This window comes from Alkaliphilus flagellatus, assembly GCF_018919215.1.
Classification (GTDB): domain Bacteria; phylum Bacillota; class Clostridia; order Peptostreptococcales; family Natronincolaceae; genus Alkaliphilus_B; species Alkaliphilus_B flagellatus.
Map to the genome: position 1 here is coordinate 89,430 of NZ_JAHLQK010000007.1, position 15,403 is coordinate 104,832.

Annotated in this window: 17 protein-coding genes; 15 read left to right on the forward strand and 2 right to left on the reverse strand. The window is 31.1% G+C overall.

What is annotated here, in order from left to right; all coding sequences use genetic code 11:
- The first annotated feature begins 106 nt into the window (after nt 1-106).
- The 13 genes from KQI88_RS16805 to KQI88_RS16865 all read left to right on the forward strand — a co-directional run bounded on the left by KQI88_RS16805 (nt 107) and on the right by KQI88_RS16865 (nt 11,654).
- Nucleotides 107-985 carry a cobyric acid synthase gene (locus tag KQI88_RS16805; protein WP_330656261.1) on the forward strand — a complete coding sequence of 293 codons (879 nt, stop codon included), beginning with the start codon at nt 107-109 and terminating at the stop codon, nt 983-985.
- A complete protein-coding gene (cbiB, locus tag KQI88_RS16810) occupies nt 975-1,925 on the forward strand; it encodes an adenosylcobinamide-phosphate synthase CbiB (protein WP_216419362.1) in 951 nt (316 codons plus the stop codon). Before KQI88_RS16805 ends, cbiB begins: the two co-directional genes overlap by 11 nt.
- A gap of 46 nt (nt 1,926-1,971) precedes the next feature.
- Nucleotides 1,972-3,012 (forward strand): threonine-phosphate decarboxylase CobD, encoded by a 1,041-nt coding sequence (gene cobD, locus KQI88_RS16815; protein ID WP_216419365.1) that lies wholly within the window; start codon nt 1,972-1,974, stop codon nt 3,010-3,012.
- Nucleotides 3,013-3,041: 29 nt separating this feature from the next.
- Complete coding sequence (locus KQI88_RS16820; RefSeq protein WP_216419366.1) at nt 3,042-4,283, forward strand: helical backbone metal receptor; 1,242 nt, start codon at nt 3,042-3,044, stop codon at nt 4,281-4,283.
- Between the two features lie 38 nt (nt 4,284-4,321).
- A complete protein-coding gene (locus KQI88_RS16825) occupies nt 4,322-5,362 on the forward strand; it encodes a FecCD family ABC transporter permease (protein WP_216419369.1) in 1,041 nt (346 codons plus the stop codon).
- 11 nt (nt 5,363-5,373) lie between these two features.
- Entirely contained in the window at nt 5,374-6,159 is a 786-nt protein-coding gene (locus tag KQI88_RS16830; RefSeq protein WP_216419370.1) for a heme ABC transporter ATP-binding protein, read from the forward strand.
- Between the two features lie 32 nt (nt 6,160-6,191).
- Entirely contained in the window at nt 6,192-6,752 is a 561-nt protein-coding gene (cobU, locus tag KQI88_RS16835; protein WP_216419372.1) for a bifunctional adenosylcobinamide kinase/adenosylcobinamide-phosphate guanylyltransferase, read from the forward strand.
- A 7-nt stretch (nt 6,753-6,759) separates the two neighbouring features.
- A complete protein-coding gene (cobS, locus tag KQI88_RS16840; protein ID WP_216419374.1) occupies nt 6,760-7,494 on the forward strand; it encodes an adenosylcobinamide-GDP ribazoletransferase in 735 nt (244 codons plus the stop codon).
- Nucleotides 7,495-7,553: 59 nt separating this feature from the next.
- A complete protein-coding gene (gene cobC / locus KQI88_RS16845; protein ID WP_216419376.1) occupies nt 7,554-8,144 on the forward strand; it encodes an alpha-ribazole phosphatase in 591 nt (196 codons plus the stop codon).
- A gap of 16 nt (nt 8,145-8,160) precedes the next feature.
- Nucleotides 8,161-8,673 (forward strand): ECF transporter S component, encoded by a 513-nt coding sequence (locus KQI88_RS16850; RefSeq protein ID WP_216419378.1) that lies wholly within the window; start codon nt 8,161-8,163, stop codon nt 8,671-8,673.
- Nucleotides 8,674-8,683: 10 nt separating this feature from the next.
- Nucleotides 8,684-9,424: an AIR synthase related protein gene (locus tag KQI88_RS16855; RefSeq protein ID WP_216419380.1), complete on the forward strand. Its 741-nt coding sequence runs from the start codon at nt 8,684-8,686 to the stop codon at nt 9,422-9,424.
- Nucleotides 9,425-9,601: 177 nt separating this feature from the next.
- Nucleotides 9,602-10,243: a response regulator transcription factor gene (locus KQI88_RS16860; RefSeq protein WP_216419382.1), complete on the forward strand. Its 642-nt coding sequence runs from the start codon at nt 9,602-9,604 to the stop codon at nt 10,241-10,243.
- Between the two features lie 214 nt (nt 10,244-10,457).
- Nucleotides 10,458-11,654: a sensor histidine kinase gene (locus KQI88_RS16865; RefSeq protein WP_216419384.1), complete on the forward strand. Its 1,197-nt coding sequence runs from the start codon at nt 10,458-10,460 to the stop codon at nt 11,652-11,654.
- Nucleotides 11,655-11,745: 91 nt separating this feature from the next.
- Here KQI88_RS16865 and KQI88_RS16870 read toward each other — a convergent pair whose 3' ends face one another.
- The gene (locus KQI88_RS16870) at nt 11,746-12,015 is read right to left on the reverse strand and encodes a cysteine-rich small domain-containing protein (RefSeq protein WP_246579357.1); all 270 of its coding nucleotides are present in this window, start codon (nt 12,013-12,015) and stop codon (nt 11,746-11,748) included.
- Nucleotides 12,016-12,250: 235 nt separating this feature from the next.
- Here KQI88_RS16870 and KQI88_RS16875 point away from each other — a divergent pair, with 235 nt between their 5' ends.
- Both KQI88_RS16875 and KQI88_RS16880 read left to right on the forward strand, forming a co-directional pair.
- Nucleotides 12,251-14,239 (forward strand): methyl-accepting chemotaxis protein, encoded by a 1,989-nt coding sequence (locus KQI88_RS16875; protein ID WP_216419387.1) that lies wholly within the window; start codon nt 12,251-12,253, stop codon nt 14,237-14,239.
- A gap of 232 nt (nt 14,240-14,471) precedes the next feature.
- Nucleotides 14,472-14,681 (forward strand): hypothetical protein, encoded by a 210-nt coding sequence (locus KQI88_RS16880; RefSeq protein WP_216419389.1) that lies wholly within the window; start codon nt 14,472-14,474, stop codon nt 14,679-14,681.
- A 230-nt stretch (nt 14,682-14,911) separates the two neighbouring features.
- Here KQI88_RS16880 and KQI88_RS16885 read toward each other — a convergent pair whose 3' ends face one another.
- Nucleotides 14,912-15,370 (reverse strand): hypothetical protein, encoded by a 459-nt coding sequence (locus tag KQI88_RS16885; RefSeq protein ID WP_216419391.1) that lies wholly within the window; start codon nt 15,368-15,370, stop codon nt 14,912-14,914.
- Between the last annotated feature and the right edge of the window lie 33 nt (nt 15,371-15,403).

Genomic DNA, 15,403 nt, shown 5'->3' on the forward strand with positions numbered 1-15,403 from the left:
TCATATCTAACTTTACCTTATCTGATGAATTCAACACATAGACGCTCTATGTGTTTTTTTATTTTCCAAGACCAAAGAAAAATAAAATCCTAAAGGAGGTGTCAAATTGGCTAAAAATATTATGCTTCAAGGAACTTCCTCTTCAGTTGGTAAAACAATACTAACTGCTGCACTATGTAGAATTTTTAAGCAAGATGGTTTTTCGGTAGCACCTTTTAAATCTCAAAATATGACATCAAATTCATTTATAACTAAAGATGGCAAAGAGATTGCAGGTTCCCAAGCTATACAGGCAGAAGCGGCTGGAATTGAAGTTACAGTAGAAATGAACCCTATCTTATTAAAGCCCACCAGTGACAGAAAAAGCCAAGTAATAATAAATGGGGTTTTAACTAGTAATATGCCAGCTTCACTTTACCAAGAGAAAAAGACAGAACTAAAAAAGGTAATAAAGAATGCATATGATGTTTTAAGTAGTAAATTTGATCTTCTAGTAATTGAAGGTGCAGGAAGTCCAGCAGAAATTAATTTAAGTAAAAATGATATTGTAAATATGGGGTTAGCAAACTTAGTAGATGCTCCTGTTATTCTTATCGGGGATATTGATAGGGGAGGAATTTTTGCTTCTATATATGGAACTATTATGCTCCTTAATGAAGAAGAACGAAATAGAATAAAAGGATTTATTATAAACAAATTTAGAGGAGATTTGGAGATTTTAAAACCAGGCATAAAAATGCTAGAGGATTTGGTGAACAAGCCCTGCTTAGGTGTAATTCCATACTTTGAAATTAATATTGAAGACGAAGATAGCTTGGTTGATCCTGAGGCAGCCGGTAGAAGAAAAGATATTAAAGAGAAATCCAGTGCAGAAGATTATAAAAAAATAAAGGAATTAGAATATGATAAGCTGGCTACTACTGTTAGAGAGAATATTGATATAGAAAACATTAGAAGGATTATGGGGATTAATAATGGACAGTAGCATTTTATTACTAATTGTAGTCGCATTAGACTTTATATTAGGTGATCCACCAAATTGGCCTCATCCAATTAGGTGGATAGGATTGAGTATAAGTAGATATGAAAAAATCATCAGAAAAAGCGGATTAAATTTAAAGATAGGAGGATTTATATTAGCTTTACTATCTTTAACTACCGTTTTGACTGTGTCTACATTAATACTTAAAATAACTCAGCTTATACATCCATTATTTGAAACCATAATTACAATATATTTACTCTACACTTCTATAGCTGCTAAATGTTTAGATGTGGAGGCAAAAAAGGTACACAAGTCAGTGTATAAAAAAGATATAGAAAAAAGTCGAAAAATGCTATCCTATTTAGTTGGAAGAGATACTTCCCAATTAGACTTTGAAGAAGTAATAAGGGGTGTTGTTGAAACAGTGGCAGAAAACACCATCGATGGAGTACTAGCTCCGCTGTTTTATATGGGCATTGGATTTTACTTCGGAGTTCCAGTACAGTTTGCTCTAGGCTATAAAGTAATAAATACTTTAGACTCTATGGTTGGATATTTACAGGAGCCTTATATAGAAATAGGCTATGCATCTGCAAAACTAGATGACATAGTCAATTATATTCCTGCTCGTATTGGTAGTCTTTTTATGGTCTTAGCGGGAGGACTACTAGGTTACGATGTTAAGCAAGGCTTTAAAATTCTAATAAGAGATAGAAGAAACCATAAAAGTCCAAATTGTGGCTATCCAGAGTCGGCTGTAGCAGGACTACTTAAAATACAACTTGGAGGAACCAATACATACTTTGGTCAAAGAGTATATAAACCAACTATAGGCGATGAAGATACGCCTTTAACAGCGAAACATATAATTAACACTATTAAAATTATGTATGGTGCAGAGTTTTTAATGGTAGTAGGATTTATTTTAATGAATATTTAAAGCTAAACATAGTATGTACATATAGTATAGAAGTGGAGGTAGAAAATTGAATAAGCATGGGGGATATTTTGGTCAAAAACAAAGAGAAGTAATAGACTTTAGTGTAAATATTAATCCTTTAGGGGTACCATCTAAGCTTATGAAAGAACTAGAAAAGGAGCTACCAATGTTAATACGGTATCCAGAAATAGATGGTAAAACAGCTAAAGAAACTTTATCTAAGTATTTGGACAAGGAAGCTGATAAAATAATTTTGGGAAATGGTGCGACGGAGCTTATTTATCTATTTGCTAGAGCTATAAAGGCATCTAAAGTTTTGTTGATACAGCCAACTTTTACAGAGTATGAAAGGGCTTTCCAAGTTTCAGGTAGTAGTATTTTTCATTTTTATACATATGAAGAGGCTGGATTTCGCATAGATATGCCAGAACTATTAGTGAGTATAGAAAATCTAAATCCCCAAGTAGTGGTACTTTGTAACCCAAACAACCCAACAGGTGTATTTTATGAGCCAGAGGAACTTATGCCACTATTGGAAGTTATTAAGGAGAAAAATTGCTATCTATTTATAGATGAGTCCTTTATAGATTTTACTGAAAAATTTTCTTTAAGTAGCTTTGTAGAAGAGTATCCAATTTTTATTTTAAGATCTATGACTAAAACTTATGGAATACCTGGGCTAAGACTAGGCTATGGACTTGGAGACACAGATATTGTTAAAGAACTTAACTATATAAAAGAGCCATGGACTATTAATAGTTTGGCCCTAAAGGCAGTGGATATTTTACTTAAGGATAATAATTATTTTAATCGTACACAGAAATGGTACGAAGAAGAAAAAAACTTTTTATTAAATGGATTATCTTCAATTAATAATATAGATGTTTTTCCTAGCGAAGGAAACTTTTTTCTGTGTAAACTAAAGAATTCTTCTGGGGAGAATGTAAAAAGTACTCTACTGAATTATGGTATATATATTAGAACATGTACCGATTTTAAAGGACTAAACGATCAATTTATACGTCTTGCCGTAAGAAGTAGGGAAGAAAATGAAAAATTAATACATAGTTTATATAACCTGATTTAGATTTGAATATATTTTTAGGAGGAAAATTAATGAAGAAAGTATTGAGAATTACATCATTTACTTTAATACTAGTTATGCTACTTACTAGTTTAAGTTTTGCTTCAACAAGTAATTTTACAGTGGCTGGAAGTAAAAAGTCTGTTGTTATGGAGAACCCAAATGGAAGAACCTATATTGCAGGTAAAAGTCTTAATACATTAGGACTGAATATTTCTATTAAAAATAATGTTGCTACAGTTAAAAATAACCAAGTTACTTTTGAGTTTACTATAGACACAAACCGTATTAAAGTAAATGGAGTTCAAATGACTTTGGATGTAAAAACCTATAAAAAAGGACAAGAAGTATATCTTCCTCTACGTTTTATTATGGAAACCCTTGGTTATGAGATTAAGTGGGATAATAATACAAGAGGGATTAGTGCTAGTAAAACTAAAGAAATAACATATCCTATAACCTTTGAAGGTGAAGGAAAGAAATATACAGTAACTAAGGCACCAAAAACTATAGTATCTTTAGCACCAAGTGTAACAGAAACATTATTTGCAATAGGTGCAGGAAATATGATTAAAGGTAGAACCCAATATTGTACTTATCCAGCAGCAGCAAAGTCAATTAAAGATGTCGGAACTATGAAAGATCCTAGCACAGAGGTTGTTGTTTCCATAGGACCAGACTTAGTTATTGCAGGTACCCACTATAAAGAGGAAGTATTAAAGCAATTTGAAAAGGCAGGAATTAATGTAGTAGCTAAAAATTCTCCTAATACATTAGATGAAATGTATGACTATACTTTAAAAATGGGAGCTATTGTAGGAAAAAACTACGAAGCTAGGGCTTTAGTTTCTACTATGAAGGCAAAGGTTGATACTGTAGAGGCTCTTACAACAAGAATTAAAAACAAGCCAAAGGTATATTATGTAGTTGGCACAGGACAAAGTGGAGAGTATACAGCAGGAAAAGATACATTCATAGCAGACGTAATTAAAGTTACAGGTGGAGTTAACGTAGCCAATGATATTACAGGTTGGAAATATAGCTTAGAAAAGCTAGTAGATAATAATCCAGATATTATTTTTGGACCAGCTGATGGATATAACACTATGACAAGTAGTCCTAATTATTCTGGACTAAAGGCTATAAAAAACAAGAGATATATAACAGTTGATAGGGATATATTTAGTAGACCATCTCCAAGACTAATAGATGAAGGACTTAAAATTTTAGTTAGAGCGTTCCATGGAAATTTAGCTAATCTATTAAATTTCTAATAAGCTTGGACAAAAGTATTTAAGGTAAGGGATAATAAATGTCGAAAAAAAACGGATTTAAAATAATACTATTATTAATAGCTTTATTTGTATGTATGATTATTGCAATAACATTGGGGGCAGTTAGAATTCCTGTAAAGGATACAATAAATATTATTGGAAGTCGTATTGGCTTTTTAAGCTCTAGAATTGATTTAAGTGGCATAAAGGAGTCAAACATATTCATCGTACTAAATATAAGACTTCCAAGAATTATATTAGCTTCATTGGTGGGAGCTATACTTGCTTCAGTAGGGGCTTCCTACCAAGCTATTTTTAAAAATCCAATGGCAGATCCCTTTGTTATGGGGGTATCCTCAGGGGCAGCTTTTGGAGCAACAATTAGTATTGTCTTAGGATTAAATCAAGGAATATTAGGTTTTGGTTTTACATCGATAGTCGCATTTCTAGGAGCATTGGCAACGACAGCTATAGTTTATAATTTGGCCCGTATTGGACATAAAATATCTACTACTTCTATTTTGTTGGCAGGTATTGTTATGAGTTCCTTATTATCATCAGGAATTTCTATTATGATGATTTTTAATCAGGATGAACTAGCTAACATAGTTTCATGGACCATGGGGAGTTTTAATGGTGCCAATTGGAACCAAATTATTATAATTGTATTCCCAGTACTAATAGGGCTTTTATTTCTATCTTCCTTAGCCAGAGAAATGAATGCCATAGTTATGGGAGAGGAAGATGCACAAAACATGGGAGTAAATGTAGAGTTAATTAAAAAATTAATTTTAGTAGTAGCATCTCTTCTTTCAGCATTAGCTGTTTCGGTTAGTGGTATTATTGGGTTTGCAGGAATTATTGTTCCCCATCTTTTTCGTATAATATTTGGGTCAGATCATAAAATCTTGATTCCAGTATCTGCAATAGGTGGAGGTGTTTTTTTACTGCTTTGTGATACTTTAGCAAGGACAATTGTTCCAGGACGAGAATTACCTGTCGGAGTAATTACCTCAGTGTTAGGAGGACCTTTCTTTTTATATTTATTAAAGAAGGCAAGAAGCAAAACCATGATGTAGCGAGGGATAAAATGAATTCAATTTTAAATGTGGAAAATATAGAATTTAGTTATGATAAAGCACCTCTGCTAGAGGATATAGATTTTAATGTTCCGAATGGAAGCTTTGTTAGCATACTTGGGCCAAATGGCTCTGGTAAAACCACACTACTTAAAAATCTATGTGGACTTTTAAGTCCTAGAAAGGGTACAATATCTCTAAGAAATAGAAAAATAGGTAGTTTTAAGCATAAAGAGTTTGCAAAGACTGTAGCGGTTGTACATCAATCAAGTAGTGTGGGCTTTTCCTTTTCAGTTTTTGATACTGTACTTATGGGAAGATTCCCATATATAAAAAAGCTTCAAGGCGAAACAAGTGAAGATATACAAGCTGCCGAGGAAGCTATGAAAAATACAGGCGTATGGCATCTAAGGGAAAAGGATATAAGGGAAATAAGCGGTGGTGAAAGACAGAGAGTTATGATAGCTAGGGCATTAACTCAAGAGCCAGAACTTTTAATATTAGACGAACCTATTTCTAATTTAGATATAAAGTTTCAAATAAACATACTTCAGGTCTGTAAGAAGCTAAATAAGGAAAAAGGTATAACAATTGTTACTACATTACATGATATAAATTTAGCAGGACAATATAGCGATTATATTTTACTTTTAAATAAGGGGAAATTAGTTTCGCAGGATGAGCCTAAAAATGTTCTAACAGTAGAAAACATTGAAAAAGTATATGAGATAAAGGTAGAACTATTAAATAGAGATGGACATGAGTTTCCATATATTGTTCCACGAACTAGCTTATAAGCAGGTAAAAATATAGGACAAGGAGAACACAAATGAAGCCTTTAATATTAATTACGGGGGGAGCAAGGAGTGGGAAAAGCACTCTAGCAGAAAAAAAGGCATTGGAGCTTGGTGAAAATGTAGTATATATAGCAACAGCCATAGCATTCGATGAAGGAATGAAGGATAGAATAAAAAAGCATAGATTAGATAGACCGAAAAATTGGGCAACTGTAGAACGATATAAGGACTTTTCAGCAATTGTAGAAGATGAAAGCTTTAAAGCAAGCGATCTAATTCTTTTGGATTGTATGACATTAATGGTAACAAATTTAATGTTAGAAAGTAATTTAGATTTTGATAATTGTTCTATGGAAGAAGTAGATAGACTAGAAAAGGATATATTTAAAGAAGTAGATGAATTGTTAAATATAATTATGGATAACAATAAAACAGCTATTATAGTTACTAATGAAGTAGGTATGGGCCTTGTGCCTTCCTATAGAATGGGTAATATATTTAGAGATATAGCCGGAAGAGTTAATCAATATATAGCCAATAAATCTAAGGAAGTATATTTTACAGTTAGTGGAATAGAAATAAAAATAAAGTGAGGAAATTATGAAGAGTTTATTGCTAATGATCACATTTTTTACAAGGATACCTGTTCATTATACCTATGACTATGATGAAAGAGACTTTATAAAGGGAATAAAACTATTACCAATTATAGGATTGATGATAGGAATATTTCTGTATGTCCCAACTTTACTAGAAGATTATTTCCATCGACTTGTTTTAATAGTATTTATTTGGACCATATATTTATTTATAACAGGTGGACTTCATATTGATGGTTTGGCAGATACTTTTGATGGTATATTTAGCTATCGCAAAAAGGAAGAAATGCTAAATATTATGAAAGATAGTAGAATTGGGACCTTTGGAGTTATAGGTATTCTTTGGTTATTATTATTAAATTTATCTCTATCATATTATATAAAAAACATATTTTTAATAATTGTTCCCATAGTAGGAAGAGCCTCAGCCTTGCTTTCTGCTAGTATTAGTAGCTATGCACGAAAAGAGGGAGGTATGGGGAATGCTTTCATAGAAAACTGTGGAATTAAGGAAGGTTTATTAGGTATTGTATTATCTCTTGTTTTAGGATTTGTAATAGGGGATTCTCCAATGATTGCTTCATTATTGGCAACTTTTATCACTGTTATTATATTGACAAAGAATATATCTAAGAAGCTTGGTGGAATGACTGGAGATACTATAGGTGCAATTGTTGAAATTTCACAGACTTTGTTCATGTTTTTCTGTTATATTGCAGAAATTTTTATCCGATAGCTACAGCTTTAATATTTGTCTGGAATAAGTCTTTGTTTAAATAAAAGGAGGATACGCCTATGAAATTTATTTTAGTTAGACATGGCGAAACAATGGCTAATATCGGTAAAATCTATAGTGGATGGTCTAATTATGACCTTACAGAAAAGGGAAAATTGCAAATAAAAATATTAGCCGAAGAATTGAAGTGCTACAAAGTAGATGCTATTTATGCAAGTTCTTTAGGAAGAACTATGGAGACTGCTAAAGAAATTGCAAGAATAATTGGCAAGGAAGTAGTGGCTAATGATAATTTAAGGGAAATAAACTTTGGTGTATTCGATGGAAAAACTGCTAAGGAAATAGAAAAAAATTATCCAAATGAGTGGAAAACATGGCTTAATGATTATGAATCTTATAGAATACCTGAAGGAGAATGTCTACAGGATGTGCTAAATAGAGCAAAGAGTTTTATTGACTCCATTAAGGAAAAGGATGGAACCTGTATTATAGTTAGCCATGGAGGTGTTATTCAGTCTATTATTACATATTTATTAGACCTAGAACTAAAAAAAATGTGGCATTTTCAATGTCCACCTGGTGGCTATGTGGAGATCGATTATACAGATAACTTTGGTTATTTAAGAAAATTAATTCCATCATATATTTAAGCAAAGGAGAATACATATGAAGAGTGATACTGAAAAAATAAGCATAGATAATATTAGGGTTGTTACAAGAAGTGGACTATTAATAGCACTTTCAGCCATAGGTGCCATGATTAAAATACAGGGGACAATAGCCTTCGATTCTATGCCAGGATATTTTGCTGCTTTATTTATAAGTCCTATGGCTGGTGGTTTTGTAGCTACTCTAGGGCATTTACTGACTTCCATTACTAGTGGATTTCCATTAACAGTTCCAATGCACTTAATTGTTGCACTGGAGATGGGGTTATTTGCATATATCTTTGGAATCCTAGGCAGAAAAAGCAATGGTGTTATTGCTTCTATTGTAGCTATATTATTAAATGGACCTATTGTAACCTTTGTTGCATCTATTACTGCAAAGATGTTAGGTTTACCATTTAATGGCACTGCTATGTTTAATGCTCTTGTAATTCCTTTAACTATAGCTTCATCAGCCAATATTATTCTTGCTTATGTTATATTTAAGATAATAAACAAACAAAAAAGATAGGTGAATTTAGATGGTTAAATATAGAGATTTAACAATAGTTGATGTTACACCAGATCATAGGATAGTAATTTCCTGTGATTCCTCTGGTGGTATTGGGGACAAGGATATGGATGTTGTAAAGACAGACCCTGAAACTGTAGGATATTTTACAACCCAAGTAGCACTTATGGAGCTTTTAGCAACAGGAGCTACACCCGTTACTATTGTTAATACTTTAGGCGTGGAGATGGAGGAAACAGGACAAAAGATAATTAAGGGCATAAAAAAGGCATTAAAGCCTTTAAACTTACAAAATGATATTGTAATAACGGGAAGTACGGAGGAAAATATTCCTGTATGTCAAACCTCTATGGGTATTACTATAATCGGAACGATTGAAAAATCTAATTGGAGACGGAAAAAGGCTAGAAAAAGAGATTTAGCAGTTGTTATAGGAATACCAAAAGTAGGTCATGAGGTATTGGATGATAAGGGAAGAGAAACAATGTCCATACCTATATTATTAGAATTACTTAACAAACCATATATAAACGATATTTTACCTGTGGGATCTAAAGGAATAGCTTATGAACTAAAAGAAATGGCAGATACTAACGGATTGAGTTGTAACATATACGATAAATCAGATATTAATCTAGATAAGTCAGCAGGCCCTGCTACCTGCGCTATCCTTGCCGTTGATAGAGAAGGCTACGAAGATTTAAAAAAATCTATCTCTATTCCGGTTAAATTTATTGGTATTTTTGTTTAGCTTGATATTGATGCAAACCAACCTCTTTCGATTTTTCGTTAGAGGTTGGTTTTCTTTTTCAGAGATATAAATCAGTTAGACAATTCTGATTAACCTAGTCTATAATAAAAATATGTAGAGAGTCATTAATACCAATAAATAATAATTAAAGGGATAGTAGGTTAAGGGGATGAGTAAATGATAAAAGTTTTGATAGTGGATGATCAAAATTTAATAAGAGAAGGACTTAGTATGATGCTAAGTTTATACAAAGATATTTTAGTAGTTGGAGAGGCTACTAATGGTAAGGAAGCTATAGAAGTTATGAATAAAAAAGAAATTGATTTAATACTAATGGATATTCGTATGCCTATAATGAATGGTGTAGAATCTACTAAAATAATCAAAACAGAATATCCAGATGTTAAAGTTTTAATACTTACTACCTTTAATGAAGATGAATATATATTTCAAGGTCTAGAAAATGGGGCAGATGGATATTTACTTAAGGATATAAGTTCGGAGGAATTGGTTAATGCAATAAGAACTGTATATGAGGGAAACATTCTTTTACAGCCGGATGTGGCTAAAAAAGTAGTTAGTGCTATAAGGGATATAGAAAATATTTCAAAATCCTACGAAAAAATAAACAGTTTGACTACGTTAACTCAGCGAGAAATAGAGATATCTTGTTTAGTTGCAGATGGAAAAAGTAATAAAGAGATAAGTGCTATTCTTTTTATAACAGAAGGTACTGTTAAAAATCACTTAACTAGAATTTTAGATAAGCTTAATGTTAGAGATAGAACTCAACTGGCATTACTTATGAAGAAAAAATAACATTACTTTAGGCACATAGAAGACGTTACTAAATGGTTACGTTACCTTAGATGGAGGTTTTAAATATTACTTTTAGTAACAATTTTTCAAATAGTTTTAATTTCTATGGTTGGTTTATATTTATTTAAATTTAATAGTATTAATAACAGAGGTATGCTATATAAAAAAGTAAATAAAGTAAATAAAGTAAAAACATATTTAAGGAGAGAGTTGGTTGATTAAGGAAAAAAAATATAGATATTATATAAGATGGCTTATACTAATACTTATTTTATTAAATATATTATTTAGTTTTAAAGATAATGTCACTATATTAATATTATATTTATGTTTGTATGTAGTAATTATTGTAAATGATAGAATACGAATTAGAGGGATGACTAGCTATAAAGAATACTACATTTCTTTGACAGTATCTGTTGTTTTAAGTGCAGCTTTAGCTTATTTAGTTGGAGGATATACACAAATATATATGTATGTAGTGATTTATGAAATAATACTTTTTAATAGTGGAAAATATCCTTTATTTCTATTAATAGTAGAAATACTAATGATTCTATTTGGAAGAGCCGTATTAAATGCAAATATAAACCCAATATCTATTCCAGAATATTTAAAAGAAACTATCTTTGATTTTTTTGCCATGTCTGCATTTTTATTGTTTTATTGTCTTAGTATATACTCTTATAAATCTCTATTTATAGAAAAGAGAAAGGTTGAAAAACTACATGATAAGCTAAAGCAATCATATGATATATTAAATGAACAATCTAAAAATATTAAAGAGTTAACTATAACAAAAGAAAGAAATAGAGTTGCTCAAGAAATTCATGATACTTTAGGACATAGCCTCATAGCATTAAATATGAATTTAGATGTAGCACATAAAATGTTGGACATTGATAATATAAAAACTAAAGAACTAATTAATAAATCTCAAATATTAACTAAAGAGTGTATGAATAATTTACGAGATGCTGTATATACCTTAAAGGAAGATAATAATACATTAATTAAACTAATACAAAAAATGGCTGATAATATTGAAAGTACAGGAACAGTTAAGATTGATATTAATATAGATGAAGAAGTTGAAGGAATGAAAGCAGAATATAATAGAATTATCTATACGACTATAAAAGAAGGCATAACTAATAGTATTAAACATGGGCAATCTGATAGAATAAGTATTAATGTTGGTTTAAATAAAGATAATGTCCGTATAAGCATTGAAGACAATGGATTAGGATGTGAAAATTTAGTTAAAAGCAATGGATTATTAGGAATTGAAGATAGGATATCAGAAGTTGGAGGACTTATAAATTATGATTTTAGTGTTAGTAAAGGGTTTAAAATAGAAATTTACTTACCAATTGAGAATCCGGTAATTTTTAAATGTAGTGAAATATAGCAAGTAGTAGTATAAAAAATCGGTGCTTAAATAAAAATAAATGCTCTTTTCTGGTTTTGTATATTCACATGTTCCAGATTAGAGCATTTTTTTATTCTTTCTCGCTCCCTATACGAATAACTTCCTTCATTTTAGACATAACGTGATCATATCCGCCTTCACTATGGGGTAGAGTACAATTAGTACAATTTTTTATTCCACTATCTGTATATGTAAACCCACCGCCACATTTATCTTTTAACATATAAAGTGGACAGTAGCAAAATAAACAGTTGAATTTCGTTAAATCACTTACATTATGACAAGGGAAAAATTCGCATCTACTATTTTGAACAAATTTATAGTTTTCTGTATTAGTCAAAATATCACCTCTAGTTTCATCATATTATGTAATTAATCTCTAATAATATTATTCTTCAAATACTTTGTAATTCCTGCTAATAAGCTATTTAAGAGTCTTAAAATATATAAGATTTTAAAATAAGTTAAAATTGCAAATTAGAACTAAAGTTCTATTTACTAGTTTAAGACATTGGATTTAGGATATATATTGGATTGTATATACATAATCGATTTTAACATGGGAGATGGATATGATGAAAAGTATAAAGCTAAAATTAATAGTTTATTTTGTATTAATATTACTAATTACATCTACAGTATTGGGGAGTATTTCATATACAAGTGCTTCAAAAGCTATTGTTAATGAAGCAAGTCACGCCGTAATAGACCTTGCGACATCGGCTTCCGCAGTAGTAAAGAGTAGAATTGAAAGTCAGTTAATAGAGTTAAAGTCAATTGCTAGAAAAAGTGAAATAGAAGGTATGCAGTGGGAGATTCAAAAAGAAACATTAAAGCATGAAATGGAATATTTTGATTTTTTAGCATTGGGAGTCGTTTATCCTGATGGGACTACTTTATATAGTGATGGTTCAACAGCGCAGTTAGGTGATAGAGATTATGTAAAAAAAGCTTTTCAAGGAGAAGCAAATGTTTCAGACCCAATATTAAGTAGGGTAACCAATGAAATGGCTTTAATGTTTGCAGCCCCAATAGAGCATGATGGCAAAATAGTAGCAGTTTTAATTGGTAGAAAACCTGCAAATGCTTTAAACGATGATATTGCTGATATGGGATATGGTAATAAAGGTTATGCGTATATTATAGGTAAAGATGGTACGATGTATGCCCATGAAAATCAGCAATTGGTACTGGAACAGCGAAATGCATTTAAAGATATAGAAACAGGTGGGGATCTTAAAGAACTTGGTCTAGCTATGAAGGACATGGATATGACATCTCGACAAATAGTTACATATGAATTTTTAGGAGATAGGCGTTATATAGGAATGTCTCCAATAGAGAATACTGACTGGTTAGTTGCAGTCGGAGGATATGAAAGTGAAATATTAAGTAGTATAAATCCAATGAGAATGCAAATTTTAATTACATCTTTTTTAATTACTGTATTTGGTGGTATAGCAATATTCATAATAGGTGCTACAATTGTTAAACCTATAGTTTTTGCAGCTAAATATGCTGAGGAAATTGCAAATCTAGATATTCGCAGAGATGTACCAGCAAAGTATTTAAAAAACAAAGATGAGACAGGAATATTAGCAAGATCTATGCAGTCTACAAGTGAAAACTTAAGACGGATTGTTGGTCAAGTTACAGAAGCTTCCCATCAAATTGCTTCCTCTTCTGAGCAGTTAACAGCAACAACTCAGGAATCTGCTATGGTTTCCGAAGAAATAGCTAGAACTGTAGAGCAAATTTCTAGTACAGCAGAGGAACAGGCCAGCGATACTGAAAATGGGGTCAATAATGCTAAGGTTCTAGGTAAAATGGTAAAAGAGAACCAAAAGCATGTTCGCAAGCTAAATACCTTCGCAGATGAGGTACTGGTGTTGAAAAATGAGGGGAATATTTTGATGGAAGAATTAAATGAAAGAACTAAGGATAGTGATCAAGGAATTAAAAAAGTATACGAAGAAATTAAAAATACTACACTTAATTCTGCTAAAATTAATGATGCTAGTAATCTAATCAAAAATATTGCAGAGCAGACAAACTTACTAGCATTAAATGCAGCTATTGAGGCGGCTCGGGCAGGAGAGGCAGGAAGAGGATTTGCGGTTGTAGCTGAAGAAATTCGAAAGCTAGCAGAGGAATCCAAAAGATCTACTATAGTTATTGAGAATATAGTTAGTCAACTTCAACAAAGTACAGGGGATTCTGAATCCACAATTAATGATGTAATAAGAGTAGTAGACATTCAACAGAAAAGTCTTAAAGAAACAGAGAATAAATTTTTAGGAATCACTCATGCTGTGGACAGAATAAAAGAAATGATTAACCAGTTAGATGATGCTAGTGAAATAATAAATCAAAGTCAAGATGATGTTATTGCGATACTACACCATTTATCTGAAATAGCTGAAGAAAATGCAGCTAGTACTGAGGAAGTATCAGCTGCATCAGAAGAGCAAAGTGCTTCTATTCAAGAAATAGCTAATTCTAGTGAAGGGTTAAGTCATTTAGCTCAGGAAATGATAAATTTGGTAAATAAATTTAATATTTAAGGAAAAATGCCTATATTTCTTTGAAATATAGGCATTTTTTATTGGAAAAGGTTATTAACTAATATTGATAATGTTTTGAAAATTATGGATTGTTTTTTTTATATTTTAATATAAAAATATAGAACGGTTTATATGTAATTTCATAATATATATTATAACTACTTATAGCATTAAAACATAAAAAAGTTGTGTGTTTAGTAATATTTAAAATTCGAAAAGGTAGGTGTAATATATGAGTGAAATTATTGAAAATGGTATAGGCTGTGACGGCGGTATTGGTGGTATTTTTGGAAAGAATAGAAATAGTTTGCTTTTCTTCTTCCTGATATTGGTGATAATTTTCTGTAACTGTGGTATTTTTAAAGGATCAGGAGATAGCTTACTTTTCTTCTTCCTATTACTTGTTGTACTATTTTGTGGACGTGGGCTTTTTGGATGCTAAAAAGATAGATGAATAAGGGTAGCTTAAGCTACCCTAACATTTTTTTACTCCTTGCCACAAGCATATGTCCTAATAATACAGTATTCAGAACATTGTTTATGGCTATATATTATATTTAAAGCAGGAGTTATAGCAAACAATATATTAACAAAATAAGTTAATTTTTATAGTTTTCCGATAATAAAGTAATCACATTTCATAGATAGTTGAAATATAATAGTTAGTACAGATTAATATTCGTCGCTATATCTATGGTGTTTACATTTATGACGTTTGTTCTCATGTTCACATCTATGATGTTTGCGTTCGTCTTCACATCTATGATGTCTGTGGTCATCTTCGCATCTATGACGTTTATGTTCATCTTTACATCTATGATGTTTGTCATCATCTTTACATCTATGATGTTTGTCATCATCTTTACATCTATGATCTTTGTCTTCATCTTTACACTCAGCATTTTCATTTTCAATTTTCACATCAGAAAACCAGAAATTAAATTTTAAAAACTCAGGACAACAACATTCTTTACAATCTTTATGTTTTCTATGATGCTTACATCTGCAATGACGATTTAATGGTATTATTTCTTCTTGAAAATTAAATAATTCTCTTAATTTATCCCAATTATCAGCTACTGCTTCGATCATTTCAGGTGTTAACATTTTAGAAGTTTCTACTTCACGCATTAATAACCCTCCTCTAATTAATAATAATGTTTG